Here is a 25,339-nt window from a genome sequence, read left to right as displayed (position 1 = left end):
AAACTTCCTTTCCCATTGCGATATGACCAATTATATCATATTTATTAGTCATTTCGCTTAGATGGTACAGAAGGTGAAATGAAAATGATACAGAGGCGAAATAAGGGAAAAGATGTGTTGATGTAAGCGTTTTTATAGAGTGAGCATATTTTTTGCGTTATTATAACAACCCGTTTTATACTGACTAGGAAACGGCAGGATAAGTGTAACTTTCCTGAATCACGTTAATACAGATTGCTTTTTTGGACAGATACACTTAAGATTTGAGGTAGTGTTTGATCACAAAAAAGACAATTGTCTCATAGTTGAAAGGATGAGGTGAAACGAATGAACAACGTTCAGGTACTTCAAAACGTGGAAGAAAACTTCCAAACGTTCCGTATTCTCGACGAGAAGGGCGAGGTCGTCAACCAAGACGCAATGCCAGATGTAACGGACGAGCAACTTCAGGAGCTTATGCGCCGCATGGTCTATACACGAATCTGGGACCAACGTGCCATCTCGCTCAACCGTCAAGGACGCCTAGGTTTCTACGCGCCAGTGGCTGGTCAAGAAGCAACGATGATCGGGACGCAATATGCGCTCGACAAACAAGACTGGATTCTTCCAGGCTACCGTGATATCCCGCAACTCGTATTCCACGGACTTCCGCTTTATCAAGCGTTCTTGTTCTCACGTGGTCACGTCGCAGGTAACCGAATTCCTGAAGACGTTAACGTCTTGATGCCGCAAATCATCATCGGGGCACAAATCATTCAAACTGCGGGTGTGGCAATGGGCCTCAAACGCAACGGCAACACAAACGTCGCCATTACTTACACGGGTGACGGTGGTTCATCACAAGGTGACTTCTACGAAGGATTGAACTTCGCGGGTGCATTCAAATCACCAGCCATCTTCGTCGTTCAAAACAACCGCTTTGCCATCTCGACACCTGTTGAGAAGCAAACTGCAGCTAAAACGATCGCGCAAAAAGCTGTCGCAGCGGGAATCAACGGAATCCAAGTTGACGGAATGGACGTTCTTGCTGTCCTCGCCGCAACACAACAAGCGCGTAAAGACGCACTTGACGGAACTCCGACGCTCATCGAAGCACTCACATACCGTTACGGACCACATACGCTCGCAGGGGATGACCCAACGCGTTACCGTACAAAAGAACTCGATACAGAGTACCAAGAGAAAGATCCACTCGTTCGTTTCCGCCTCTTCCTCGAAGGCAAGAAGCTTTGGAGCGAAGACATGGAGAATGAAGTCATCGAACAAGCGAAAGCAGACGTGAAAGAAGCGATCAGCCTCGCTGACAAAGAACCAAAACAAAAAGTTTCGGACTTCATCAACAACATGTTCGAAACACTTCCTTCAAACTTGAAAGAGCAGCTTGAAGAATATACAGCAAAGGAGTCGAAGTAAGTTATGGCTCAAATGACAATGATCCAAGCGATTACTGATGCGATGCGCGTTGAAATGAAGCGCGACGAGAAAGTACTTCTTTTCGGAGAAGACGTTGGTAAAAACGGTGGGGTTTTCCGTGCAACGGAAGGTCTCCAAGACGAGCTCGGCGAAGACCGTGTCTTCGACACGCCGCTTGCTGAGTCTGGTATCGGTGGTCTTGCCATCGGTCTCGGTCTTACAGGCTTCCGTCCGATCATGGAAGTTCAATTCTTCGGATTCGTATTCGAAGTGTTCGACTCGATCGCAGCTCAAATGGCGCGTATGCGTTACCGTTCAGGCGGCGCTTACAGCCAGCCAATCACAATCCGTTCACCATTCGGTGGCGGTGTTAAAACACCAGAACTTCACGCGGATAGCCTTGAAGGCTTGATGGCTCAGACACCTGGTCTTAAAGTCGTCATCCCGTCAACGCCATACGATGCAAAAGGTCTTTTGATCTCAGCAATCCGTGACAACGACCCAGTCGTATTCCTAGAGCACATGAAACTTTACCGTTCATTCCGTGGCGAAGTTCCAGAAGGCGAATACACGATCGAGCTTGGAAAAGCAGACGTGAAACGCGAAGGAACTGACGTTTCGATCATCACTTACGGTGCAATGGTCCACACGTCACTCAAAGCGGCAGAAGAGCTCGAAAAAGAAAACATCAACGTCGAAGTCATCGACCTCATGACAGTGAGCCCACTTGATATCGATACAATCGTCGAGTCTGTTAAAAAGACTGGCCGTGCGATCGTCGTTCAAGAAGCACAACGTCAAGCAGGGATTGCGGCTAACGTCGTAACTGAAATTCAAGAACGCGCAATTCTTCACCTCGAGGCACCAGTGCTTCGTGTAACTGCACCAGACACAGTCTTCGCTTTCGCACAAGGTGAAGACGCATGGTTACCTGACCATAAAGATGTCGTTGCAAAAGTTAAGGAAGTTATCAACTTCTGATCGTGTTCATTTAACGATGAGGGAGAATTGTCTCCCTCATTGTGTTTACATGATTAATTGATGGGAGGAAAAACCAGTGGCAGTATTTGAATTTAAATTACCAGACATCGGTGAAGGAATTCACGAAGGTGAAATCGTCAAGTGGTTCGTAAAAGCAGGGGATACAGTAAAAGAAGATGACATTCTTCTTGAAGTACAAAACGACAAAGCCGTCGTTGAGATTCCAGCTCCAGTTGATGGAACAGTTAAAGAAGTCAAAGTCTCTGAAGGTACAGTTGCGGTCGTCGGCGACGTCCTCATCACGTTCGATATCGAAGGTGACGCACCAGCCGGTGAAGAAGAAGCAGCTCCTGAACAGCCTAAAGCTGAAGAGAAGACTGAAGATGTGAAAGAAGACGTGAAAGAAGACGGCCCGCGTGAAGTTCAACTTCACAAATCGGAGCGCGTCATCGCAATGCCTTCAATCCGCAAATACGCTCGTGAAAAAGGCGTCGACATCCGTGAAGTCCAAGGTTCTGGCGACAACGGCCGCGTCTTGAAAGAAGACATCGATGCATTCGCAAACGGTGAAGCACCAACAGCAGAAGCTACAACAGAGAAAACAGAATCTGTAGCTCCAGCAGCGGCTGCGAAAACGGAAATCAAACCTTACGAGTCAGCAACGCCTGAACTCGAAACGCGTGAGAAAATCCGTGGTATCCGTAAAGCGATCTCGAAAGCAATGGTTAACTCGAAGCACACAGCTCCACACGTTACACTCATGGACGAAGTCGACGTCACGAAACTCGTCGCACTCCGTAAAGAGTTCAAACAAGTGGCTGCTGACCAAGGCGTGAAACTCACGTACTTGCCGTTCGTCGTTAAAGCATTGACTGCTGCAGCGAAAGCTTACCCAGCGATCAACGCGTCAATCGACGATGTGAACGAAGAAATCGTCTACAAAAACTACTACAACATCGGTATCGCTGCTGATACGGACAACGGTCTCGTTGTTCCTGTCGTCAAAGAAGCGGACCGTAAATCAATCTATGCACTCGCTACAAACATCAATGAGCTTGCCGGTAAAGCACGTGAAGGCAAACTTGCTGGGGACGACATGAAAGGCGGATCGATCACAATCACGAACATCGGTTCAGCTGGTGGACAATGGTTCACACCTGTCATCAACCACCCAGAAGTTGCAATTCTCGGTATCGGCCGCATCGCTGAAAAAGCTGTCGTCAAAGACGGTGAAATCGTAGCGGCTCCAGTCCTCGCGCTTTCATTCAGCTTTGACCACCGCCTCATCGACGGTGCAACAGCTCAAAACGCACTCAACATGGTGAAACGCTTGCTTCAAGATCCAGCACTTCTAATGATGGAGGGATAAGAACATGGTAGTAGGAGAATTCGCACAAGAAACTGATTTGCTTGTCATCGGCGCCGGTCCTGGTGGATACGTCGCAGCCATCCGTGGCGCACAACTCGGCCTTAAAGTCACAATCGTCGAAAAAGGAAACTTTGGTGGCGTCTGCTTGAACGTCGGTTGTATCCCATCGAAAGCATTGATCACTGCTGGTCACAACTTCCAGCACGCTAAAGGTCACTCTTCAATGGGGATCACGTCTGATAACGTGTCAGTCGACTTCACAAAAGTCCAAGACTGGAAACAGTCGGTCGTCAACAAATTGACTGGCGGCGTCAAAGGCCTTTTGAAAGGTAACAAGATTGAAATCGTTCAAGGTGAAGCTTTCTTCGCATCTGAAGACACAGTACGTGTCATCACAGAAGATAGCTCGACTCCTTACAAGTTCAAAAAAGCGATCATCGCGACTGGTTCAACACCTATCGAGATCCCATCGTTCAAATGGTCAAAACGCGTCCTTTCTTCAACTGGCGCATTGGCTCTTCCTGAAGTACCGAAGAAACTCGTCGTCATCGGCGGCGGCTACATCGGTATGGAGCTCGGCACAGCGTATGCGAACTTCGATACAGAAGTCGTGGTCGTTGAAGGCGCAAGCGACATCTTGTCTGGCTTCGAGCCACAAATGACGCAAATCGTCAAAAAGAAACTCAAACAAAAAGGCAACGTCACGATTCACACGAACGCTCTTGCAAAAGGCGTCGAGGAAACAGAAGACGGCGTAACAGTTAAGTTTGAAGTGAACGGCGAAGAGCAGTCTGTTGAAGCGGACTACGTCCTCGTCACAGTCGGCCGTCGTCCAAACACTGGCGACATCGGTCTCGAAAACGCGGAAGTTAAAATCAGCGACCGCGGCATCATCGAAATCGACGACCAGTGCAAAACGTCGAACGAAAACATCTACGCAATCGGCGACATCGTACCAGGACCACCGCTCGCGCACAAAGCTTCTTACGAAGCGAAAGTCGCAGCGGAGGCAGCTGCCGGTAAGCCAGCTTACCTCGACTACTCAGCAATCCCAGCGGTCGTCTTCACTGACCCTGAACTTGCAACAGTCGGTTACACAGAGCCACTCGCAAAAGAAGAAGGACTTGAGATCACTGTATCGAAATTCCCATTCGCAGCGAACGGCCGTGCCCTCGCTCTTGACGAGCCAGACGGCTTCATGAAGCTCATCACACGTAAAGAGGACGGTCTCTTGATCGGTGCTCAAATCGCGGGAACTGGCGCTTCAGACATGATTGCCGAGCTTGGTCTCGCCATCGAAGCAGGCATGACTGCAGAAGATATCGCGCTTACAATCCACGCTCACCCATCACTCGGTGAGATGGCAATGGAAGCGGCAGAAATCGCAATGGGTATGCCAATCCACGTCGTTAAATAAGTCAAAAGCTCTCTCGCTTACTCGCGAGAGAGCTTTTTTACGTAATGGACGGTCCGTTCGACTTCTCGGAAGCCGATGCGTTCATGGAACCGTTGGCTGCCGTCGTTCTCGATTTCCGTATCGGAGGCGAGCTCGTCACATCCTTTCGACCGGGCGTAGGCGGAGGCGGCTTCGACGAGCCGTGACGCCACGTCTTTCTGCCGCGCGGTTTCGACGACATAAATCCCTTCTAAAAAGGCGGTCGGGGAAGCGGTCGTTCCGGGGACGTAGTCATGACGGAAGCTAAGCTGGCAAAAGCCGACCGCTTCATCCGTTTCCGCGATAAAATAGTGCATCTTGCCGGAACGAATCCCGAGCCGCACCTCAGGGATCAGTTCGGCTTCAGGCGCGTCTGGCCATAATTGCCGCATGAGTCGCACCAGTTCGTCGCAATCTTGTTCGTTCGCTTTTCGAATCTTCATAAGTCGTCCTCCTTATGTTTCGTACGTTCAGTATAAAGGAAAATAAGGAATGAAGTGAGAAAGGAGGGAACGATGATGGCGTTCGATGAAGAATTGTTATATACCGTCTCTGAAACGAGCCGTGTCCGCTTCACGGGAATCGAGACCGAGACGTCACGTTATGATTTCGGCTTTGTGTATACGCATCAATTCATGGGGAAAGTGCTCGTCGTCTGTATGCAGACCGGGCAGTCTGCCCTTCTTGACATCCATGCGCTCGAAGAACCGAGACAACTGTATCCGATGCTCGGGATCGCGTTGCGTGATACAGACCACGTCGCCGAGTTTTTACGACTCTGTCTGGACGAAAGTGGGCAAGAACAAGAACAATCGCCAAATTCTACCCTTGAAAAAATGTAAGCGTTTTCTTATAATGGTACGTAGGGGAAGCAATTCGATCATCATAAGCTACCTTTTCTTTTGATGACACAAAGCGAGCCGGTCCATATGGACCGGCTCGCTTTCGTCTTAACGGATGGCTTTTGTCTGTTGGATGACTTTAATCATTTGAAGCGATTCATCTTCAAGTCCTTGGACGGGAAGACCGGCCTCGATGTTCGCCATGATATAGTCGAGCGTCGAAGTCGTGATCAGTTCTCCCGGGATGATGATCGGGATTCCTGGTGGATACACCATGATGAACTCGGCCGAGATGCGTCCGACGGCGTTCTCGAGCGGAATCGTCTCCGTCTCCTCGTAGAACGCGTCACGCGGGCTGAGTGCAAGCGGTGGAATCTCAGGGAGCATGATCGATAGTGAATCGTTTCCTGACTGATCGTAAACCGATACGACGTCACGCATACCGTCAATCAACGCTTGAATCGTCGACTCGTCGTCGGCGCTCGTCACGATGAACAGTACGTTCAACAAATCTGACATCTCGACTTCGATGCGATGCGTCTCACGCAAATACTTCTCGACTTCAAAGCCGGTGATCCCGAGCTCACGGACAGAGACGAGGATTTTCGTCTCGTCGAGCGCGTACGTCGACTCTGAATGGAGTTCGGCGTGACCGTATACCGATAAGTGCGGCATATTGTCGATGGCCGTACGAGCCGTACGTGCGAGCGTGAGGGCACGTTCGTTCATCGCTTCTCCTTTCGTCGCCAATTGACGACGGGCCGCGTCGAGCGACGCGAGGAGGAGGTAAGACGTCGACGTCGTCGTAATCATCGACAACATTGCGTGAATCCGTTCCGGGGAGACGAGACCGCGACGGACGTTCAAAATCGAACTTCCCGTCATCGAGCCGCCGAGCTTGTGTACGCTCGTGGCCGCGACGTCCGCTCCGGCTTGCATCGCCGAGAGCGGGAGCTCGTCGTGGAACGGCAAGTGGACACCGTGAGCCTCATCAACGAGGACCGGTACGTCTTGCGCATGGGCGACGGCGACGATGCGCTCTAAGTCACCGGCGATGCCGAAGTAGGTCGGGTTGATGACGAGGACTGCTTTCGTGTCCGGGTGCATCTCGAGGGCGCGTTCGACGGCGCTTGCTGTGATCCCGTGGGCAATCCCGTACGTCTCATCATATTCCGGATGGATGAAGACCGGGTGGGCCCCGGTCAAGATGAGGGCGGACATGACGGATTTATGCACGTTCCGGGGAACGATGATTTTCTCGTTCGGACCGACGACGCCCATGATCATCGCCATGATGGCACTCGACGTCCCTTGGACCGAGAAGAACGTCTCGTCGGCACGGAACGCCTCGGCAGCGAGGCGCTCGGCCTCGGCAATCGACGCTTTCGGATGATGGAGATCATCGAGCGGGGCGATGTTGATCAAATCGATCTTCAAGGCGTTTTCGCCGATGAAGTCACGGAATTGAGGGTCCATCCCTTTTCCGCCTTTATGGCCAGGGATATGGAACGCGATCGGGTTCGTATCGACGTGCGTGAGCAACGTGTCAAAAAGCGGTGTCTCGAGCTGTGTAGCACCTTTAAGTTTCAATAGTAAGTCCTCCTTGATAACAGTGTGTATATGGGTTGTCGGTTTGGTTTCAAGCTTTGGGCAATCTGAACATTTCGATTCAAAAACAATGCAACAAAAAAACTATAGTGATTTCTATCCCAACTTGCAATAGTTTTTTTTGTTGATACAATGGTTGTCGAGGTGAAGAATATGCAAATTAACTATCCGATTAATCCGGACTGGACGACAGATGAACTGATTGAAGTCGTCGAGTTCTATAACCAAGTCGCCTTGGCCAATGAAGGCGGTGTCGACCGGGAGTCGTTTTTGGACGCGTATCGGTCGTTCAAACAAATCGTGACGTCGAAGTCAGAAGAGAAACAGCTGAGTGCCGTTCACGATGAGCAGACCGGATACTCTACCTATCGTACGGTCCAAGCGGCCCTAAAATCAAATACAAAGATTATAAAGTTGTAACTGCTGGAAAGCATGGGAGGTCGTAACCGTTTTCTCATGCTTTTTTTGTTATTTCTCTAATAAATAGGGTACATATCATTAACAGTTCAATCAGGTTTAGGCTTAGTTGAAATGGGAATATACTCACTAAGATAAAAAATTCAAAATAGTCAGACAATTCTCTTTCTTTTTTGAATCTCATCTGATATACTCAATTCAACTTACTAAACCGTAACTTGTAGCCCAACTAAAGGAGTGTGGCATCTCATGAAACAAGTGATCGAGGCATTCAAAAGAAAAGACGCAGAAAAACGGATTCCGGTGCTGCGCTTAGAGATTGATTATGAATTGGCAACGCTCTTCGATGCAATGGCGTCACAAGATGATGCCACTGTCCAGGCTAGCAAGCATCGGTTAGAGAAATATCGCCAAGAACTATTGCGTCTCGAAGCCTGACCCACAACCACCCATTCAACCAGTATTCCATGCGGATACTGGTTTTTGTTTGGTACAATACATAATAGAGGTGATAAACATGTTGGAATGGTTCGCGATTGACTTGATTAAACAGGCAGGGGAGTATATTCGCTTACAGATTGACGAGAGCTATCGAATCGAACGCAAGACGGGGAAAGGTGATTTGGTCACGGAAATCGATCGGGCCGTCGAACAGTTGATTGTCGACCGGATTCGTGAGTCGTATCCCGAGCATCATATTATCGGGGAAGAGGGTATCTCGACGGAACCGGATGATTTGTCGGGCACGGTCTGGTTCGTCGACCCGATTGACGGCACATTGAACTTCATCCATCAAAAGCGGATGTTCGCCATCTCGATTGCCATCATGGTCGATGGGGTCGTCGAGTACGGCTTCGTTTACGATGTGATGGCGGATGAGCTGTTCGTCGCACGCCGTGGCGTCGGGACGACGCTGAACGGCCGGAAACTCCCGACCATCAAAGAGCACCACGTCCGGGATGCTTTCCTCAGTATGAACGCGACATGGGTGACGCCGAATCAGCAAATTGCACCGGAAGTGCTCGCGCCGATTGTGCGCGATTCCGTCGGCACGCGGGCGCATGGGGCCGCCTCGCTCGAACTCGCCTGGCTCGCAGCGGGACGAGTCGACGGGTATATCACGATGCGTAATATGCCGTGGGACTATGCTGCCGGTAAACTTCTCGTCGAAGAAGTCGGGGGACGGGTCGTCTCGATTTATGGGGAGCCGGTCCGTTATGACGGGAAGACGTCCGTTCTCGCGGGGAGCGAGACGTTCGTCAAGGACGTGGTGAAGCATTACGTCATCGCCAAGGGCGCGACCCCTGAAGTGAAGCCGGACTTGCAAATTGGAATCAACGGGTCTTACGACCGCGTCCGTGACTTGCTCGTCCTGGCCAACCCGAATGAAACGATGGTCCGCGATCAATACAAAGCCGGGACGACATATGAGGCCACGCTCGGCGGGGAACGTGTCGGGGCGTACATGCTCGTCAAACGCAGCGAGACGTTAATCGAGCTCGTCAATATCGCCGTCAAACCGGAACGACAGAACCAGACGATCGGGCAACGCCTGCTCCAAGACGCGATTCGTCGGGCCGAGAGCAGCGGGGCGAAGCAAATGCTCGTCTGTACGGGCAACTCGAGCATCGTCCAGTTGCGCTTCTATCAACAAGCCGGTTTCCGCTTTGAATCAGTCGAGCGGGATTACTTCCCGGACCACGGTTATCCGCCAATCGAAGAGGACGGGCTCGCCTTGCGTGACCGCATCTGTCTGACGCGCGACCTATAAGCGTGGGCGCAAAAAGGACAAAATCATAAAGAAGGCCCGGGCGTTTTGCCCGGGCCTTGTGTTATGGACGTCGGTTCGAGAGGACCCGGCGGCGCAAGTTGATTCCAAAAAATGTGGCGATGCCGCTCAAGGCGAGACTGCCGATGATGATGGCGGCACTTCCTTCAGCGACACCGATGCCGATACCGACGAAGCCGGCGACGACCGCGGTCGCGATTAAAACGAACATGAGTTGCATGGAGATTCCCCCTTCTTTCGCTAGTCTTCTTCATTGTAGTCAAAAATGATGCGTTTGAAAACGTTAACAGTTGATAACACTCGACAAAGGTGGTGGGACGTGTGCTATACTCTTAAAGTTGAATAAAAGATGAAACTTTTTTAAATAAGAGAGGACTAACTACATGAATGTAAGAACTAACCTTCGGAACGTAGCCATCATCGCCCACGTTGACCACGGTAAAACAACGCTCGTCGATGAATTATTGAAACAGTCTGGTACATTCCGGACAAACGAAATGGTCGCAGAACGCGCCATGGACTCGAACGACATCGAACGTGAACGCGGAATCACGATTCTCGCGAAAAACACGGCAATCGATTATAAAGATACACGCATCAACATTGTTGATACACCAGGTCACGCCGATTTCGGTGGTGAAGTAGAGCGTATCATGCGTATGGTTGACGGCGTTATCCTCGTTGTCGATGCACGTGAAGGCTGCATGCCGCAAACGCGTTTCGTATTGAAGAAAGCACTCGACCAAGGTCTCCGTCCAATCGTTGTCGTTAACAAAATCGACAAGCCGATGGTACGCCCACTCGACGTCGTCGACGAAGTTGTCGACTTGTTGATCGACCTTGGAGCAGATGAAGATCAACTTGAATTCCCTGTCGTCTATACGTCTGCTGTCAGCGGTTCAAGTTCGTTCGATCCTGATCCAGAGAAGCAAGAAGATACAATCACGTACGTGCTCGACACGATTCTTGAGAACACACCGGCACCAATCGATAACTCGGATGAGCCGCTTCAGTTCCAAGTCACGATGCTCGACTACGACAACTACCTCGGCCGAATTGGTGTCGGTCGCGTCTTCCGTGGGAAAATCAAAGTCGGCGAATCAGTGTCACTTTGCAAAACAGACGGATCAATCAAACAATTGCGCGTCACTAAATTGTTCGGTTACTTCGGCCTCAAACGTGTTGAAATCGAAGAAGCCAAAGCTGGTGACTTGATCGCCATCGCCGGGATGGAAGACATCAACGTCGGTGAGACGGTAACGCCAGTCGGTAAAGAAGAGCCACTTCCGCTTCTCCGCATCGATGAGCCGACGCTTCAAATGCGTTTCATGACAAACAACTCACCGTTCGCAGGACGCGAAGGCGATTTCGTGACGGCACGTAAAATCGAAGAGCGTTTGATGAAACAACTCGAGACGGACGTTTCACTCCGTGTCGAAAACACTGATTCACCTGACCAATGGGTCGTTTCAGGCCGCGGTGAGCTTCACCTCGGGATCTTGATCGAGAACATGCGTCGTGAAGGCTACGAACTTCAAGTTTCGAAACCACAAGTTATCATTCGTGAAGACGAAGATGGTACGAAAATTGAGCCGTTCGAACGCGTCATCGTTGACGTGCCAGAAGAGTACACAGGTTCAGTCATGGAATCAATCGGTCTCCGTAAAGGTGAACTTGCCAACATGAACACGAACGACAACGGTCAAACACGTATGGAATTCATCGTTCCTTCACGTGGTCTCATCGGCTATCGTAACGAGTTCTTGTCAGCGACACGCGGATATGGAATCTTGAACCACACGTTCGAAGAGTATCGTCCGTTCATCGCTGCTGACATCGGCGGACGCCGCAGTGGTGTCATGGTTTGTATCGAACCTGGTAAGTCGACGGCTTACTCGATCGGTGCCCTTGAAGACCGTGGAACGATCTTCATCGAGCCAGGTGTAGAAGTATACGAGGGAATGATCATTGGTGAATGTAACCGTGACGTCGACCTCGCAATCAACGCCGTCAAAGGAAAACAGTTGACGAACATGCGTGCTTCAGCAAAAGACTCGACACAAGTCTTGAAACGTCCACGCGTCTTCTCACTCGAAGAATCGCTCACGTTCTTGAACGATGATGAGTACTGTGAAATCACGCCGGAGTCAATCCGTCTCCGTAAAAAAGTCTTGAATAAGAACGAACGCGAGAAAGCTGACAAGCGTCGTAAACTTGGTAAAGAATAAGTCTTAAAAAAGGGAGCGCCTAGGCGTTCCCTTTTGTTTTGGATAGTGTAGAATGGTTGTGTAGGAAATAAAGGGGGATTATCAGCTTGAAAGCTTCTCAAACGATGGACATCACACAAATTGATGTGCCGTGGATTGCCTCGCTACTTGGTGTCGGCAGTGACGCGAACGACTTCTCGGTCGGGTTCAACGCGTTAATCATCACGGTCATCTTATTAACAATCCTTGTGTTTAAATTAGGTTTTGCGAAACAATTGACGTGGTGGAAATCACTCGTCGTCTATATGCTGCTCGCACTCGGGGCAGGCACGATGGCGCTCGTCTTCTTCACATGGCCGATTCCAGAAGTTCTCCTTGTCATGGCTGTCGTCTTGGCAATCTACCGGGGCCGCCTTTGGTGGAACCGTCGACAAGGCATCGAATCACATTAAAAAATGGACGCTTCGCCCTCGGGCGAAACGTCCATTTTTGCTTACCATCTCCGTTTTTGGCGGAACGATGGATATAGGTGGAATTGGCCGGTCGCGGCACGCTCCGCTGTTCGCGCGGTGATGCGTTCTTGACACGTCTGGCACATATACGTTTTAGCAGGTTTATTACGAAGTCGTTTCGCTTCGAACGACCACGAATCAATCGTATCGATTTTGTCACAAAGAGAGCACTTTACGCGCATGGTCTCACCTTCCTCTTCGTTGATTATAGCATGATTTCAGGAGAGAAAAGCAGGGAAAGAGGTTTGTAAGGGCGAATCCATTTCGTATACCCGTTCGGGAGGAGGGGAGTCTATGGCGAGTAAAGCTGCGTTCGAACTTTCGAGGGCGCAACAAGACGTATTGAACGAGATGCCGTTGACGTTCTTAGTCACGTTTGATGAGCCGAAACGGTGGCCGATCACCCATGCGATCAGCTGGGTGCAAGCGCCGAACGAGAGGACGATTCGCTTGGCGTTGACGAAGAATTCGCATGTGATCACGTTGCTCTCGTATGAGAAGACAGCGAGTCTCATCTTTCTTGAAGGGGGACTTGCCTACAGTATCGCCCTGTCACACGTACACGAATTCGAGCCGAGCGTGAAGCCGGCGTTACACCTTCGCTTTTTTGAAGGGAAAGTCGAAGAGGTCCGTAACATTTCCTTTTACGGGGCAACCTATGGACAACCGGACATCGTCAAGACGTACGATGTCGAAGCAGCAGAAAAGTTGGACCGTGAAGTCAAGGAGAGTTTGAATTCTTGATCACCAACAATTTTCGAGGGGCGGCAAAGTCTATGAAAAAAACGTATGTGCTCGATACGAACGTACTCTTACACGACCCACTATCCTTGTTCCAATTCGATGAGCACGATGTCGTCATTCCCGCCATCGTTTTAGAAGAGCTTGACGGTAAAAAACGTAATATGGATGAAGTCGGCCGCAACGCCCGAGAAACGGCGCGCGTGCTCGATCAATTGCGGACGACCGGTAAACTGCACGACGGGGTCCCGCTCGAGAACGGCGGACGATTGTTCGTCGAGATCGGTCACGAGCATACTGTCGATTTCCCGTTCGACGTCATGACGAACGACAATCGTATCCTGACCGTGGCACTTGGACTGATGAAACAATACGAGCACGACCGGACCCGTAAAGTCGTGGTCGTCTCTAAAGATATACTCGTCCGTGTCAAAGCGGACGCCATCGGCATTGAAGCCGAGGATTACTTGACCGACCATATCGTCGATACGACGAATTTATACGCCGGCTATCGTGAAATCGAAGTCGATCAAGCCATCATCGATGAATTTTATAAAGTCCGACAGCTTCCGCTAGAAGCCGTTTCAAAAAATCAGCTATATCCGAACTCATTCGTCGTCTTAAAGAGTAACGTCTCGAAAGCGAGCGCACTCGCGGTCGTCGATGGGTTGCAACCGATCCTCCGTCCGCTCTCGCTAGACGTCGAACACGTGTGGGGCATCCATCCCCGTAACGTCCAGCAACGGATGGCGCTCGACTTGTTGTTGCGGGACGATATTCCGTTCGTGACACTGCTCGGGAAGGCCGGTACCGGGAAGACGTTGCTCGCGCTCGCGGCAGGCCTGTCGCTCGTCGAAGACGAACGTCGCTTCACCAAGCTCGTCGTGGCCCGGCCGGTCGTCCCGATGGGGAACGACATCGGTTATTTGCCCGGTGAGATGGAAGAGAAGCTCCGGCCATGGATGCAGCCGATTTATGATAACTTGGAGTTCTTGTTCAACGCCAACTCGAAAGATGAACTCGGGAACATCTTGGCCGGCATCAAATCGATTCAGCTCGAGGCGCTCACGTATATCCGTGGTCGCAGCATGCCGGATCAGTTCATTATCATCGACGAGGCCCAAAACTTGACGAAACATGAGATTAAGACGATTCTGACCCGGGTCGGCGAGAACTCGAAAATCGTCCTCGTCGGGGACCCGTATCAAATCGACCATCCGTATTTGGACGAGTATTCGAACGGCCTCACGTACGCCGTCGAACGCTTCAAAGGTCAAAACGTATTCGGACACGTCCAACTCATCAAAGGGGAGCGCTCGTCGCTCGCCCGGTTGGCCGCCGATTTACTATAACGAAAAACGCCGAGCGGCCGCTCGGCGTTTATTTCGTATTTGGATGGAGTGCCACTTGCACGTTCGATTTTTCCAGGAAGGCGTTCATCAGCATAATCAGACCGGTCACGATAAACAGTGCCGGGAATCCGAAGTGGGCGACGACTTGCGAACCGAACAACGGTCCGAGCAAGTTGCCCATGAACTGGGCCGATTGGTTATAAGAGAAGATGCGGCCGGTCGCCCGGCTCGGCGTATGTTGGCGGAGTAACGACTGTACCGACGGCATGAGTGCCGCCGTGGCGAAGCCGAGGCCGAATCGCATGATGACGAGTTGTGTCGTCGACGTCACGAATGCCTGTGGAATCAAGAAGGCGCTATAGACGATGAGCGCCCAGAACAGGATGCGTTCGGCCCCGTAGCGGTCGGAGAGCCGACCGAGACGTTGTGCGGAAATGAGGGCGGCCACACCAGGAGCTGACGCGACGATCCCTGCGATAAAGGCGAGCGACGTCGTATACGGGTTCAATTCCCGGACATACAGCGTCAACAGCGGGCCAATCGATTGGGCCGAGAACGTGATTAAGAACGTCGTCAGAAACAGACTAAATATGAGTTGCGGGTTACGGAGCGAGGCGATCATCGATCGCGTCGAATCAAGCCGCTCGCGCGCCACCGGCACAAAGTCCTCTTTGACGAACACGAGTGTGATGAGGAACGTGATGAATAAGGCACTGCCGGTCAAGAGAAAAACGGGTCGAAGCCCAATCAAGTCTGCGAGGAGTCCTCCAATCAAGGGACCGAGGAGTCCGCCGGTGATGCCACCGGTCGACAGTGTGCCGAGCGCCCAGCCACTTTTCTCTTTAGGCGTTTGTGAAGCGACGAGGGTGATCCCCGCCGAGATAAATCCGGATACGGCACCCATTAAGAGCCGTAAACCGACGAGCTGATACACGTCTTGGACGAAACTGATGAGCGTCATGACGACGGCCATACCGAGACTAGCGCGGATGAGCATCAATTTGCGGCCTTTTTGGTCGGCGAGCCGTCCCCACAGCGGGGAGACGATGGCAGCCACGAGGAAAGTGGCGCCGAATGCGACCGCGGACCACGTAACGACTTGGTCGGAATCGGTGACCCCGAGTTCTTCGATGAACAAGGGGAGGAACGGTAGGACTAGACTCATCGAGGCCGCCGTCAAAAAGCTACCGATCCAGACGATGATTAAGTTTTTCTTCCATAAAGGGTACGTAAGCGTCACGACCTTTCGAGATTGAAGTTTTTCGATACCTTATATGTTACACTTTATGAAGTAAAAAGTCTAAAAAAAGAGAAGGCGCTGTGCCTTCTCTATCATGCCTCTGTTCGCACGGCGATGTGATGGACACCGCGCCATACTTGTTGATTGTGCAAGACGTACACCGGACCGTCCGCGAGTACTTTTCCGTCTCGGGAGAACTGTAAGTAAACGCTTCTGGCCTCGTCGATTGGCAACGTGAGCACCGTCTCCCCATAAAAACTGACGTGCGTCGCCGTGGCGATCGGTTCGGCATTTTGAAGGAATGGCGCGAACGGCATCGCGAACGAGTCGCGCAGCGCCGCATCCTTATCAGCCCGAGACATCGGTTTGTTATGGTCGACGCGTGACCCTTGCGTCAAGCCGTCATCCCATGCCTTCCCCATCTTGGCATAGTATGCGTCGTTGTCACTTTCTACCGCGCGGTCGAGATCCTCGACGTTTCGCTTGCGGTCATCAAAAATCCATACGGTCGGGTCGATCGTCAGCGCGTGACGAACCGCTCCGTCTAGTGGAAAAATCATGGATACGCCCCCTTTATTCACAATACACTGTACATTATACAGCTCTTTCTCAGAAAAAGGGAAACTGCGAGAAACTCGCCGCGAATCCAGACTGTTCATTGAATTATGATGAAATATAATGTACAGTTGAGTTATGACAAACAGTCTGTCATTGTACGGAGGAGGGGTCGTAGTGGCGACAAATTTGGCTGCAGTCCAACGGGAGCAAGCGCTTCAACTATTAGAGGCAGACGCAGAAAAAATCCGTTGTTTGATTGAAGTGCAGTTAGAAAACCTAAAAATGCCGAAGTGCCCGCTTTATGAAGAGGTGCTTGATACACATATGTTCGGTCTATCACGCCAAATTGATTTTGCGGTCCGTCTTGGACTCATTTCAGACATTGAAGGTAAAGGACTGCTCGATTCATTGGAACAAAAGCTGTCCGCCCTCGCGGAAGCTTCAGATTTATGAACCTTATACTCAAACTGTGCAAGCGGCGCTGTTTGAGTATTTTTTTATAATGGGTCAGTGATTGTTGTACATAAGGAAGTGAAAACATGAAAACTCGGTTTCGGTATTTTGATTTCTCGTTGTTCATTGCAGTGCTCATGCTCGTCGGAATCAGTTCGATCATGATTTATAGTGCGAGCGTGTGGAATCGCGGCGATTACGCGAACAGCGGCTTGTACTATCGCCAACTCGTCTACGCAGGGATCGGGATTGTCGTCTACTTCATTGCGACGATGTTCCGCTATGAGAACTTTAGAAAACCTAATATTTTGTATGGCCTCTATTTCGTATCGGTCGTACTGTTGTTCATCACGTGGGCGATGCCACCGCTCAACGGTGCGCGGGCCTGGCTCATCATCGGCAGCTTTACGATTCAACCGGTCGAGATCGCCAAATTCGTGTTGATTCTACTGCTCGCCAACTATTATCACCAGTTGTGGAATGGGGAGCTGAAAGGGTTGCCTGGTCGACTAGGGCGAGCCGCTATCACTAAAAAAGGAATCCGGGCTCAGTTTGGTGCCTTCTTCATGATACCGGTCATCTACTTCTTTTTCCCATACGCCATCGCCATCAACGGACAGCCGGATATGGGGGGCTTGTTCGTCCTCGGGGCCATCATGTTCCTCATGTGGCTTGCCGTCGGGGCACCGCTTCGGATCATCGTGCCTGCTGTGCTCGCCGGGTTTGGACTTGTCTATCTGATGTTCACGACAATCTTCTCGGAGAACCAGCGCAGCCGGATCGAAGTCGTCTTCAATCCGTTCATGGACCCTGAAGGCTACGGGCACCAATTGCTCATGTCGATCATCTCGATCGTCCATGGGGGCTTGACCGGCGTCGGTCTCGGGAACAGTTATCAGAAGTATGGGTACTTGCCGGAACCGGAGACGGACTATATCATGTCCATCATCGCTGAAGAGCTCGGCTTTATCGGGGTCGTCGTCGTCCTCGCCTTGCTGTTCTTCATCGCTTTCCGGGCCGTCAATATCGCCAACCATAGCGATAGTCATTTCGCGATGTTCGTCTCGTTCGGCATCGCCGCTCAAATCATGGTCCAGACCGGAATCAATATCGGTGCCATGTCCGGTTGGTTCCCGGGTACAGGTGTCACGCTCCCGCTCGTCAGTTACGGCGGGACGTCACTCATCATGACGATGGGGATTCTCGGTGTGCTCAGTAGCATCTCGATGCGAAATCGGCACCGGGAAGCGACGAAACGGGCAGAAATTCGGGAGAAATCCGCAGAAAACGTTCAAAGTTCATCATTGCATGTTGTAAGGTAAAAAGGATTGAACTACTTAAATGGGGGGATTTATGTTGAAATCAATTAGCAAATTACTCGTAGCCAACCGTGGTGAAATCGCCATTCGCGTGTTCCGTGCCGCCACTGAATTAGGGATGCGCACGGTCGCCGTCTATTCTCAAGAAGACAGCGGCTCGTTACACCGCTTTAAAGCGGATGAAGCTTATTTGATTGGTCTCGATAAAAAACCGATTGACGCCTATCTCGATATCGAGGACGTGATCCGCATCGCGAAACAGTCGGGGGCTGACGCGATTCATCCAGGTTACGGATTCTTGTCTGAGAATATTGAACTCGCACGTCGTTGCCGTGAAGAAGGCATCATTTTCGTCGGTCCGAACGAAGCGCACCTTCATGCGTTCGGAGATAAAGTTCGGGCCCGTCAAAGTGCGATCGCAGCCGGACTCCCGGTCATTCCAGGTTCGAACGGACCGCTCACGTCTTACGAGGACGCTTTAGACTTTGCGAACGAGCACGGCTTCCCGCTCATGGTCAAAGCCGCGATGGGCGGAGGCGGCCGCGGGATGCGCGTCATCCGTACGGAAGCCGAGATGAAAGATTTGATTGAACGTGCCAAGTCAGAAGCGAAGCAAGCGTTTGGTTCAGACGAAGTGTACATAGAAAAACTAGTGGAACGCCCGAAACACATCGAGGTCCAAATCCTCGGGGATGACCACGGGAACATCATTCACTTGTTCGAACGTGACTGTTCGGTTCAGCGTCGTCACCAAAAAGTCGTCGAAGTCGCACCTTGTGTGACGTTATCGGATGCGTCGCGTCAAGCAATCTGTGACGCAGCCGTGAAACTGATGCGCCATGTCGGCTACATCAATGCCGGTACGGTCGAATTCCTCGTCACGGAAGACGAGTCGTTCTACTTCATCGAAGTCAACCCGCGCATTCAAGTCGAGCATACGATCACCGAGATGGTGACCGGATTCGATATCGTCCAGACGCAACTCATGATCGCACAAGGTGAGTCGCTCCACGGCGACGTCATCCACATGCCGAAACAAGAAGATATCAAATTGCTCGGTTACGCGATCCAATCGCGTGTCACGTCGGAAGACCCGGCCAACAACTTCATGCCAGATACCGGTAAAATCATGGCCTACCGTTCTCCGGGCGGCTTCGGCGTCCGACTTGACGGTGGGAACGCCTACGTCGGTGCCGAGATTTCACCATATTACGATTCGCTCCTCGTGAAGCTGTCGACACATGGCATGACGTTCGAACAGGCCGCTTCGAAGATGGTCCGTAACTTGAACGAGTTCCGGATTCGTGGCATCAAGACGAACATCCCGTTCTTAATCAACGTGATGAAGCATCAGAACTTCATCAGCGGCGACTATAACACGTCGTTCATCGATGAGACGCCGGAACTGTTCGTCTTCCCGAAACGGAAAGACCGCGGGACGAAATTGCTCAACTATATCGGCGATGTCACGGTGAACGGATTCCCGGGCGTCGGTTTGAAAGACAAGCCGATCAGCCGCTCGGTCCGGATTCCGCAAGACCTGCCGGCTGAAGCCAAACCGGGCACGAAACAGATTTTGACGGAACTTGGTCCGGATGGCCTCGCCGACTGGATTAAGCGCCAGCCCGAACTGTTATTGACGGATACGACGATGCGCGACGCGCACCAGTCTCTGCTCGCGACACGGATGCGGACGCAAGACATCATCAATATCGCCGAACCGACGAGCAAGCTCATGCCGGAGCTGTTCTCGGTCGAGGCATGGGGCGGGGCCACGTTCGACGTCGCCTATCGTTTCCTCTCAGAAGACCCTTGGGTACGCCTCATGCGTCTCCGTGAGAAGATGCCGAACGTGTTGATTCAAATGTTGCTCCGCGGTGCCAACGCCGTCGGGTATAAGAACTATGCCGACAACGTCATCGAGAAGTTCGTCCACGAAGCGGCCTATGCCGGCGTCGACGTGTTCCGGATCTTTGACAGTTTGAACAACCTCGAGTCGATTCAACTCGCGATTGACGCGACGTTACCGACCGGCAAAGTCGCCGAGGCAGCGGTTTGTTATACGGGTGACTTGTATGACGGTAGCCGTCCGAAATACCACTTGCCGTATTACGTCGACTTGGCGAAGAAACTTGAAGCGAGCGGGGCTCACATCCTTGCCATCAAGGACATGGCCGGCCTGCTCAAACCGGAATCGGCGTACGCGCTCGTCTCGGCATTGAAAGATGCCGTCGACTTGCCGATCCACTTGCATACGCACGACGCGTCGGGCAACGGAATCTTCACTTACGCCCGGGCGACAGATGCGGGCGTCGATATCGTCGACGTGGCTGCGAGCTCGATGTCGGGGATGACGTCACAGCCTTCAGGCGGCAGCTTGATTTATGCGCTTGACCATCACGCGCGTCAACCGAAAATCGATGCGAAGCATTACGAGGTCATCAGCGATTACTGGCAAGACGTGCGTCATAACTACGAGCCGTTCGAGAGCGACATGCGCGCTTCGAACCCGTCGGTATATGAGCACGAGATGCCGGGCGGACAGTACTCGAACTTGCAGCAACAAGCGAAAGCGGTCGGATTGGGTGACCGTTGGAGCGAAGTGAAGTCGATGTATGCCCGTGTCAACATGTTGTTCGGGGATATCGTCAAAGTGACACCGTCGTCGAAAGTCGTCGGCGACATGGCGCTATTCATGGTCCAGCATAACTTGAGCGAACAAGATGTGATTGACCGCGGTCACCAACTCGACTTCCCGGATTCGGTCGTCGAGATGATGCGCGGCGAACTCGGGACGCCTCCAGGAGGGTTCCCGACCGATGTCCAGCAAGCGATTCTTAAAGGTGAGAAGCCGCTTGACGTACGTCCAGGTAAGTTGATTGAGCCGTATGATTTTGAAGCGGCCCAGTCGAAGCTGTTCGAGAAACTCGATCGTCCGGTAACAGATTTCGAATTGCTCTCGAACGCATTGTATCCGAAAGTGTTTGAAGACTATGTCACGCATTCGACGACGTACGGGGATGTATCGGTGCTTGACACGTTGACGTTCTTCTACGGATTGAACGTCGGTGAGACGATTCAAGTTGAAATCGAGACCGGGAAGACACTCATCATCAAACTCGTTCAAATCAGTGCGGCGAACGAGGACGGCATCCGTCTCGTCTCGTACGAGATGAACGGCGTCCCGCGTGAAATCGAGATTAAAGACGTGAACGTGAAGTCGGCGACGACGAGCCGTCCGAAAGTAGACCGGGCGAACCCGAAACAAGTCGGCGCTTCGATGCCAGGTTCAGTGTTGAAAGTGCTCGTCGAACCGGGTAGCCGTGTCCACCGCGGGGAACAGCTCCTCGTCACGGAAGCGATGAAGATGGAGACGACGGTTCAAGCCGCGCAAGACGGAGAAGTCAAAGCGGTCCATATTAAAGAAGGCGACACAATCCAAAGTGACGACTTATTGATTGAGTTTGTATAATGAAAAGAAGCATAGCCGCGCTATGCTTCTTTTTTAGATAGGAGTGGGAGAGATGAGACGAGTATGCTGGTTTCGATCGGATTTTCGATTGACAGATAATCATATGTTACACCGGGCCTTGAAAGACGCTGATTCCGACGATGAGATGGAGTTCGTTTTTTGGCTCAACCCTAACTATTGCGAGCCGTTCGAGACGCGCCACGATTACTTTTTCGCGACGATGCGTCAATTCATGGACGAGTTGGAAGAACGCGGGCTCGGACTTCGGGTCATCGTGGCCGATACGGCCGAACAGTTCGTCGAAGCGCTCGGTGAGCTCGATGTGCTCTACTTCAACGCCGAGTATGTCGAACCGTTCAAACAGCGGGACGACGCCGTCATCCAGGCGCTCGGGGAAGCGGTCAAAGTCATCCGCCTGCTCGACCGCCATTTGTTCGCCCCGAATGCGTTCACGAAAAAAGACGGCGATCCGTATAAGGTATACACGCCATTTAAAAAAGCAGCCTATGCCGAGGCGCCGCCCGCGCCGTATGAGGTCGACGTGAATGCATTGAAGCGTCACGTGACGACAGGGCATGAAGTCCCGGTCGAATTGAAGCGTCAGTTCGATCGCTGTGAGCGTTCGTGGAAAGCGCTCGGCGAAGCGGCAGCCAAACGTCGTTTGAGCGACTTCGTCGCGAATCGGATCGATGCGTACGATGAAGACCGCGACATCCCGGCCATCGCCGGCACGAGCCGTCTGTCTCCGTATCTCCGGACCGGGGTGCTCTCCATCCGAACCGTGACGGAAGCGGTGTTGAAGGCGCCGAAATCGAGCGGACGCGACACATATTACGATGAGTTGTTATGGCGCGAATTTTACTATATGATCATGGTCCAATTCCCGGGACTGAAAGACCGTCCGTTCAACGACAAGTATAAGCATCTCGATTGGGAGAACGATGACGAGAACTTCCAGGCGTGGTGTGACGGAAAGACGGGCTACCCGATCGTCGACGCGGCGATGCGGCAATTGAATGAGACGGGCTGGATGCATAACCGGCTTCGCATGATTGTCGCCTCGTTCTTGTCGAAGCATCTGATGATCGACTGGCGGAAAGGGGAACGCTATTTCGAACAGAAGCTGATCGACTATGAAGCAGCCTCGAATATCGGGGGTTGGCAATGGGCGGCTTCGGTCGGGACGGATGCGGTGCCGTACTTCCGTATCTTCAATCCGACGACGCAGTCCGAGAAGTTCGATGGGGACGGGACGTTCATCCGGAAGTATGTGCCCGAACTCGTGAATCTCGACAAAAAAGCGATTCATTTCCCTGACTTGACCGAGCGGGACGGATACGTCGACCCAATCGTCGACCATAAGGAAGCGCGGGCCCGGGCACTCGAGCGGTTCAAGGACGCGCAGTAAATAGGCATCAAAAAAAGGAGCGATGCCGTCGCTCCTTTTTGTGTACGTGATTAAATGGATTGTTGTCGTGCGGCCTCGGTCGTCTGTTTCTGACTCCGATACGCATGATATGCCAAGTACGAGATAATCCCGAAATAGCAGGTAATCAAGAAGGCGTGGAGAAGCGGGACGTACGTGGCGTGTCCCCCAAGGACGATCCACGCACCCGTGCCGACTTGAAGCAGGATGAAGAACAGCGAGGCCCACATGCCGGTCTCGACGAGTCGGTTCGTCTCCCGACGTGCCAAGTAGAGGACGTATAACGTATAGAAGACGAGCAGTCCGGCCATGATGCGGTGCCCCATTTGGACGTATGACTCGAACGTCCACACGTTCTGGTCGCAAATCGGCCAGCCGACACAGGCGTACGTCGCGCCGAGGTGACGGACGTAAGCGCCCGTATAGACGACGACCATCGTATAAATCGTCAAGCCGTAAAGGTGAACCTTCAATCGTTCGGAGACGGCCCGATGCACGCGTTCCCCTTCGAACAAGAGAATCGTCAAGATGAGCAGCGATGCGAACGAGACGAGCGAGATACCGAAGTGGAGCGCGAGAATCGCGTCCGACTGTTGCCAGATGACGGCCCCGGCACCGATAATCGATTGGATGAGCATGAAAATGAACGCGAGGAACGCGAACACTTTGACATCATACCGGTTCTTGACGACCGCAAACGTCCAAATCGTCAAGGCGATGATGAGCAGTCCCTCGATGCCAGAGACGACACGGTGACTGTACTCGATCATCGTTTCGACGCTCGGATTGGTCGGGATCAGTTTCCCGTGGCAGAGCGGCCAGTCTGTACCGCACCCGTCGCCGGAGTCGGTCTTCGTCACGGTTCCACCCATGATGAGAACGAGCATCATCCCGAGCGTGACGAGTGCTGAAAATAGTGCGAGTTTTTTATGCATTCGTTTCCACCTGCTTTTGAGAAAAATCACTAGAATCGTGCCTTGTCAGTTTATATTTTTTTCGCCATACTTATTATACGGCTTTACGTCGTAAAAACGAAACGGAAAAGCTTGCAATCGCTATCAAAATCGTTATTCTAGTATTAGCGTAGCGTTTTTACTGTGACAATTATCACACGTCTGTCACAAAAAACTAGCTATTTTACAAGCATAAACGACGTATTCTTTTTGAAAATATGGTATCTTTGTTATGAGTTAGGTGAACTTTGTTCATATTGTGTTTTTTCTGTGAAAAGAATACGAGGATTTCGTGATTAGTAGGGGGGTCATTATGACAAAAGTCAACCCAGGGACAATGGCAGAAGTAGAATATACAGAATCCGCTTCGTTCCGCGACTATGTTGCTCTGGCAAAAATGGGAATCGTCCGCGCCAATCTTTTGTTGGTGTTCGCCGGTTTCTTTGTAGCAGCAACATATCAGAGTGATACGCCAGTACTTTATTTGTTTGAAGTTTGGCCACAACTCTTATTAACGATGTTAGGAAGCGCGCTCGTCATCTCCGGGAGTTGTTACCTAAACAACTTCGTGGACCGTGATATCGATTACTTGATGGGACGTACAGACAACCGACCAAGTGTCACCGGGAAAATTTCGGGAGAACGGATTTTGCTCCTTGGATTAACGCAACTCGCGATCGGGACATTGCTCTTATTGATCGTGTCGTATGTGGCAGCAGTCTTCGGTTTAATCGGGGCATTTTTTTATGTCGTCATTTATACGATGTGGCTTAAACGAACGCACACGTTGAACACGGTCGTCGGCAGCATCTCCGGAGCGGTACCGCCGCTCATCGGTTGGGCAGCCATCGATCCCGCGCTTCATATCGATGCGTGGCTCATGTTCCTCGTCATGTTCTTGTGGCAACCGCCACACTTCCTCGCGCTCGCCATGCGGCGTGTCGAGGAGTATCGAGCGGCCGGCATTCCGATGCTACCGGTCGTCAACGGCTTTGCGATCACCAAGCGCCAAATCATTTGGTGGATTGCGACACTCATTCCAGCGTCGCTCTTGTTCATGCATTACGGTCCGGAATATTTAATTGTCGCGCTTGTGCTTGGGGGCTACTGGTTATATCTCGGCTTGAAAGGTTTCAAGGCCGAAGATGAGATCAAGTGGGCAAACAAAATGTTCTTTTATTCATTGATTTATTTAGTCGTGTGGATTGTCACGCTGGTATTGACGGCACTTTGACAGTCGCACTCACTATAT

24 protein-coding genes are annotated in these 25,339 nt (G+C 51.6%); 17 read left to right on the top strand and 7 right to left on the bottom strand.

From position 1 onward, the window contains the following. The first annotated feature begins 327 nt into the window (after window positions 1-327). From pdhA to lpdA, 4 genes are all read left to right on the top strand, one after another. Window positions 328-1,413: a pyruvate dehydrogenase (acetyl-transferring) E1 component subunit alpha gene (pdhA, locus tag KNP82_RS03800; protein WP_021066994.1), complete on the top strand. Its 1,086-nt coding sequence runs from the start codon at window positions 328-330 to the stop codon at window positions 1,411-1,413. A 3-nt stretch (window positions 1,414-1,416) separates the two neighbouring features. Next, the gene (locus KNP82_RS03795) at window positions 1,417-2,394 is read left to right on the top strand and encodes an alpha-ketoacid dehydrogenase subunit beta (RefSeq protein WP_021066995.1); all 978 of its coding nucleotides are present in this window, start codon (window positions 1,417-1,419) and stop codon (window positions 2,392-2,394) included. 76 nt (window positions 2,395-2,470) lie between these two features. After that, a complete protein-coding gene (locus tag KNP82_RS03790) occupies window positions 2,471-3,763 on the top strand; it encodes a dihydrolipoamide acetyltransferase family protein (protein ID WP_021066996.1) in 1,293 nt (430 codons plus the stop codon). A gap of 4 nt (window positions 3,764-3,767) precedes the next feature. Further along, on the top strand, window positions 3,768-5,180 hold the full coding sequence (gene lpdA / locus KNP82_RS03785; protein ID WP_021066997.1) for a dihydrolipoyl dehydrogenase: 1,413 nt from the start codon (window positions 3,768-3,770) through the stop codon (window positions 5,178-5,180). 17 nt (window positions 5,181-5,197) lie between these two features. Here the strand turns inward: lpdA and aac(6') are convergent, their stop codons facing one another. Continuing rightward, entirely contained in the window at window positions 5,198-5,641 is a 444-nt protein-coding gene (gene aac(6'), locus KNP82_RS03780; protein ID WP_214827080.1) for an aminoglycoside 6'-N-acetyltransferase, read from the bottom strand. A gap of 75 nt (window positions 5,642-5,716) precedes the next feature. Here aac(6') and KNP82_RS03775 point away from each other — a divergent pair, with 75 nt between their 5' ends. Continuing rightward, window positions 5,717-6,040, top strand: coding sequence for a DUF3055 domain-containing protein (locus KNP82_RS03775; protein WP_021066999.1), 324 nt, complete (start codon window positions 5,717-5,719; stop codon window positions 6,038-6,040). Between the two features lie 108 nt (window positions 6,041-6,148). Here the strand turns inward: KNP82_RS03775 and KNP82_RS03770 are convergent, their stop codons facing one another. Then, window positions 6,149-7,630: an aminotransferase class I/II-fold pyridoxal phosphate-dependent enzyme gene (locus KNP82_RS03770; RefSeq protein ID WP_029595757.1), complete on the bottom strand. Its 1,482-nt coding sequence runs from the start codon at window positions 7,628-7,630 to the stop codon at window positions 6,149-6,151. Between the two features lie 171 nt (window positions 7,631-7,801). Here KNP82_RS03770 and KNP82_RS03765 point away from each other — a divergent pair, with 171 nt between their 5' ends. The 3 genes from KNP82_RS03765 to KNP82_RS03755 all read left to right on the top strand — a co-directional run bounded on the left by KNP82_RS03765 (window position 7,802) and on the right by KNP82_RS03755 (window position 9,836). Next, window positions 7,802-8,068, top strand: a complete 267-nt coding sequence (locus KNP82_RS03765) for a UPF0223 family protein (protein WP_214827077.1) — start codon at window positions 7,802-7,804, stop codon at window positions 8,066-8,068. 246 nt (window positions 8,069-8,314) lie between these two features. Next, window positions 8,315-8,503, top strand: coding sequence for a hypothetical protein (locus KNP82_RS03760; RefSeq protein ID WP_015881266.1), 189 nt, complete (start codon window positions 8,315-8,317; stop codon window positions 8,501-8,503). A 79-nt stretch (window positions 8,504-8,582) separates the two neighbouring features. Beyond that, entirely contained in the window at window positions 8,583-9,836 is a 1,254-nt protein-coding gene (locus tag KNP82_RS03755; RefSeq protein ID WP_058763305.1) for an inositol monophosphatase family protein, read from the top strand. Between the two features lie 61 nt (window positions 9,837-9,897). Here KNP82_RS03755 and KNP82_RS03750 read toward each other — a convergent pair whose 3' ends face one another. Further along, window positions 9,898-10,074 carry a hypothetical protein gene (locus KNP82_RS03750; RefSeq protein ID WP_021067003.1) on the bottom strand — a complete coding sequence of 59 codons (177 nt, stop codon included), beginning with the start codon at window positions 10,072-10,074 and terminating at the stop codon, window positions 9,898-9,900. Window positions 10,075-10,237: 163 nt separating this feature from the next. On the opposite strand from KNP82_RS03750, the gene typA reads away from it, so the two are divergent. Continuing rightward, entirely contained in the window at window positions 10,238-12,082 is a 1,845-nt protein-coding gene (typA, locus tag KNP82_RS03745; RefSeq protein ID WP_021067004.1) for a translational GTPase TypA, read from the top strand. Between the two features lie 86 nt (window positions 12,083-12,168). Then, a complete protein-coding gene (locus tag KNP82_RS03740; RefSeq protein ID WP_235045181.1) occupies window positions 12,169-12,513 on the top strand; it encodes a YlaH-like family protein in 345 nt (114 codons plus the stop codon). Window positions 12,514-12,554: 41 nt separating this feature from the next. Here the strand turns inward: KNP82_RS03740 and KNP82_RS03735 are convergent, their stop codons facing one another. Continuing rightward, window positions 12,555-12,755, bottom strand: a complete 201-nt coding sequence (locus KNP82_RS03735) for a YlaI family protein (RefSeq protein ID WP_021067006.1) — start codon at window positions 12,753-12,755, stop codon at window positions 12,555-12,557. A 112-nt stretch (window positions 12,756-12,867) separates the two neighbouring features. Between KNP82_RS03735 and KNP82_RS03730 the strand changes: the two genes are divergently transcribed. Next, entirely contained in the window at window positions 12,868-13,317 is a 450-nt protein-coding gene (locus KNP82_RS03730) for a PNPOx family protein (protein WP_021067007.1), read from the top strand. Window positions 13,318-13,349: 32 nt separating this feature from the next. Then, window positions 13,350-14,666, top strand: a complete 1,317-nt coding sequence (locus KNP82_RS03725; protein WP_214827074.1) for a PhoH family protein — start codon at window positions 13,350-13,352, stop codon at window positions 14,664-14,666. A gap of 28 nt (window positions 14,667-14,694) precedes the next feature. Here the strand turns inward: KNP82_RS03725 and KNP82_RS03720 are convergent, their stop codons facing one another. Then, on the bottom strand, window positions 14,695-15,906 hold the full coding sequence (locus KNP82_RS03720) for a multidrug efflux MFS transporter (RefSeq protein WP_353049052.1): 1,212 nt from the start codon (window positions 15,904-15,906) through the stop codon (window positions 14,695-14,697). 92 nt (window positions 15,907-15,998) lie between these two features. Continuing rightward, the gene (locus KNP82_RS03715; protein WP_021067010.1) at window positions 15,999-16,466 is read right to left on the bottom strand and encodes a hypothetical protein; all 468 of its coding nucleotides are present in this window, start codon (window positions 16,464-16,466) and stop codon (window positions 15,999-16,001) included. A gap of 172 nt (window positions 16,467-16,638) precedes the next feature. Between KNP82_RS03715 and KNP82_RS03710 the strand changes: the two genes are divergently transcribed. The 4 genes from KNP82_RS03710 (at window position 16,639) to KNP82_RS03695 (ending at window position 23,116) form a co-directional block, all read left to right on the top strand. Continuing rightward, window positions 16,639-16,917, top strand: coding sequence for an Fpa/YlaN family protein (locus KNP82_RS03710; RefSeq protein WP_021067011.1), 279 nt, complete (start codon window positions 16,639-16,641; stop codon window positions 16,915-16,917). Between the two features lie 86 nt (window positions 16,918-17,003). Then, the gene (locus KNP82_RS03705) at window positions 17,004-18,239 is read left to right on the top strand and encodes an FtsW/RodA/SpoVE family cell cycle protein (protein ID WP_029595754.1); all 1,236 of its coding nucleotides are present in this window, start codon (window positions 17,004-17,006) and stop codon (window positions 18,237-18,239) included. 31 nt (window positions 18,240-18,270) lie between these two features. Then, window positions 18,271-21,708 carry a pyruvate carboxylase gene (locus tag KNP82_RS03700; protein ID WP_131471133.1) on the top strand — a complete coding sequence of 1,146 codons (3,438 nt, stop codon included), beginning with the start codon at window positions 18,271-18,273 and terminating at the stop codon, window positions 21,706-21,708. A gap of 52 nt (window positions 21,709-21,760) precedes the next feature. Continuing rightward, the gene (locus KNP82_RS03695; protein ID WP_214798904.1) at window positions 21,761-23,116 is read left to right on the top strand and encodes a cryptochrome/photolyase family protein; all 1,356 of its coding nucleotides are present in this window, start codon (window positions 21,761-21,763) and stop codon (window positions 23,114-23,116) included. A gap of 50 nt (window positions 23,117-23,166) precedes the next feature. Here the strand turns inward: KNP82_RS03695 and KNP82_RS03690 are convergent, their stop codons facing one another. Next, complete coding sequence (locus tag KNP82_RS03690) at window positions 23,167-24,069, bottom strand: COX15/CtaA family protein (protein ID WP_058763310.1); 903 nt, start codon at window positions 24,067-24,069, stop codon at window positions 23,167-23,169. Window positions 24,070-24,400: 331 nt separating this feature from the next. On the opposite strand from KNP82_RS03690, the gene cyoE reads away from it, so the two are divergent. Further along, on the top strand, window positions 24,401-25,321 hold the full coding sequence (gene cyoE, locus KNP82_RS03685; RefSeq protein WP_214827069.1) for a heme o synthase: 921 nt from the start codon (window positions 24,401-24,403) through the stop codon (window positions 25,319-25,321). The last annotated feature ends 18 nt before the right edge of the window (window positions 25,322-25,339 follow it).

The sequence above is a fragment of the Exiguobacterium sp. s26 genome (assembly GCF_018618235.1).
Lineage (GTDB): Bacteria > Bacillota > Bacilli > Exiguobacteriales > Exiguobacteriaceae > Exiguobacterium > Exiguobacterium chiriqhucha.
Note: the sequence above shows the minus strand (reverse complement) of the source record. Positions and strands in the feature narration are given on the sequence as shown.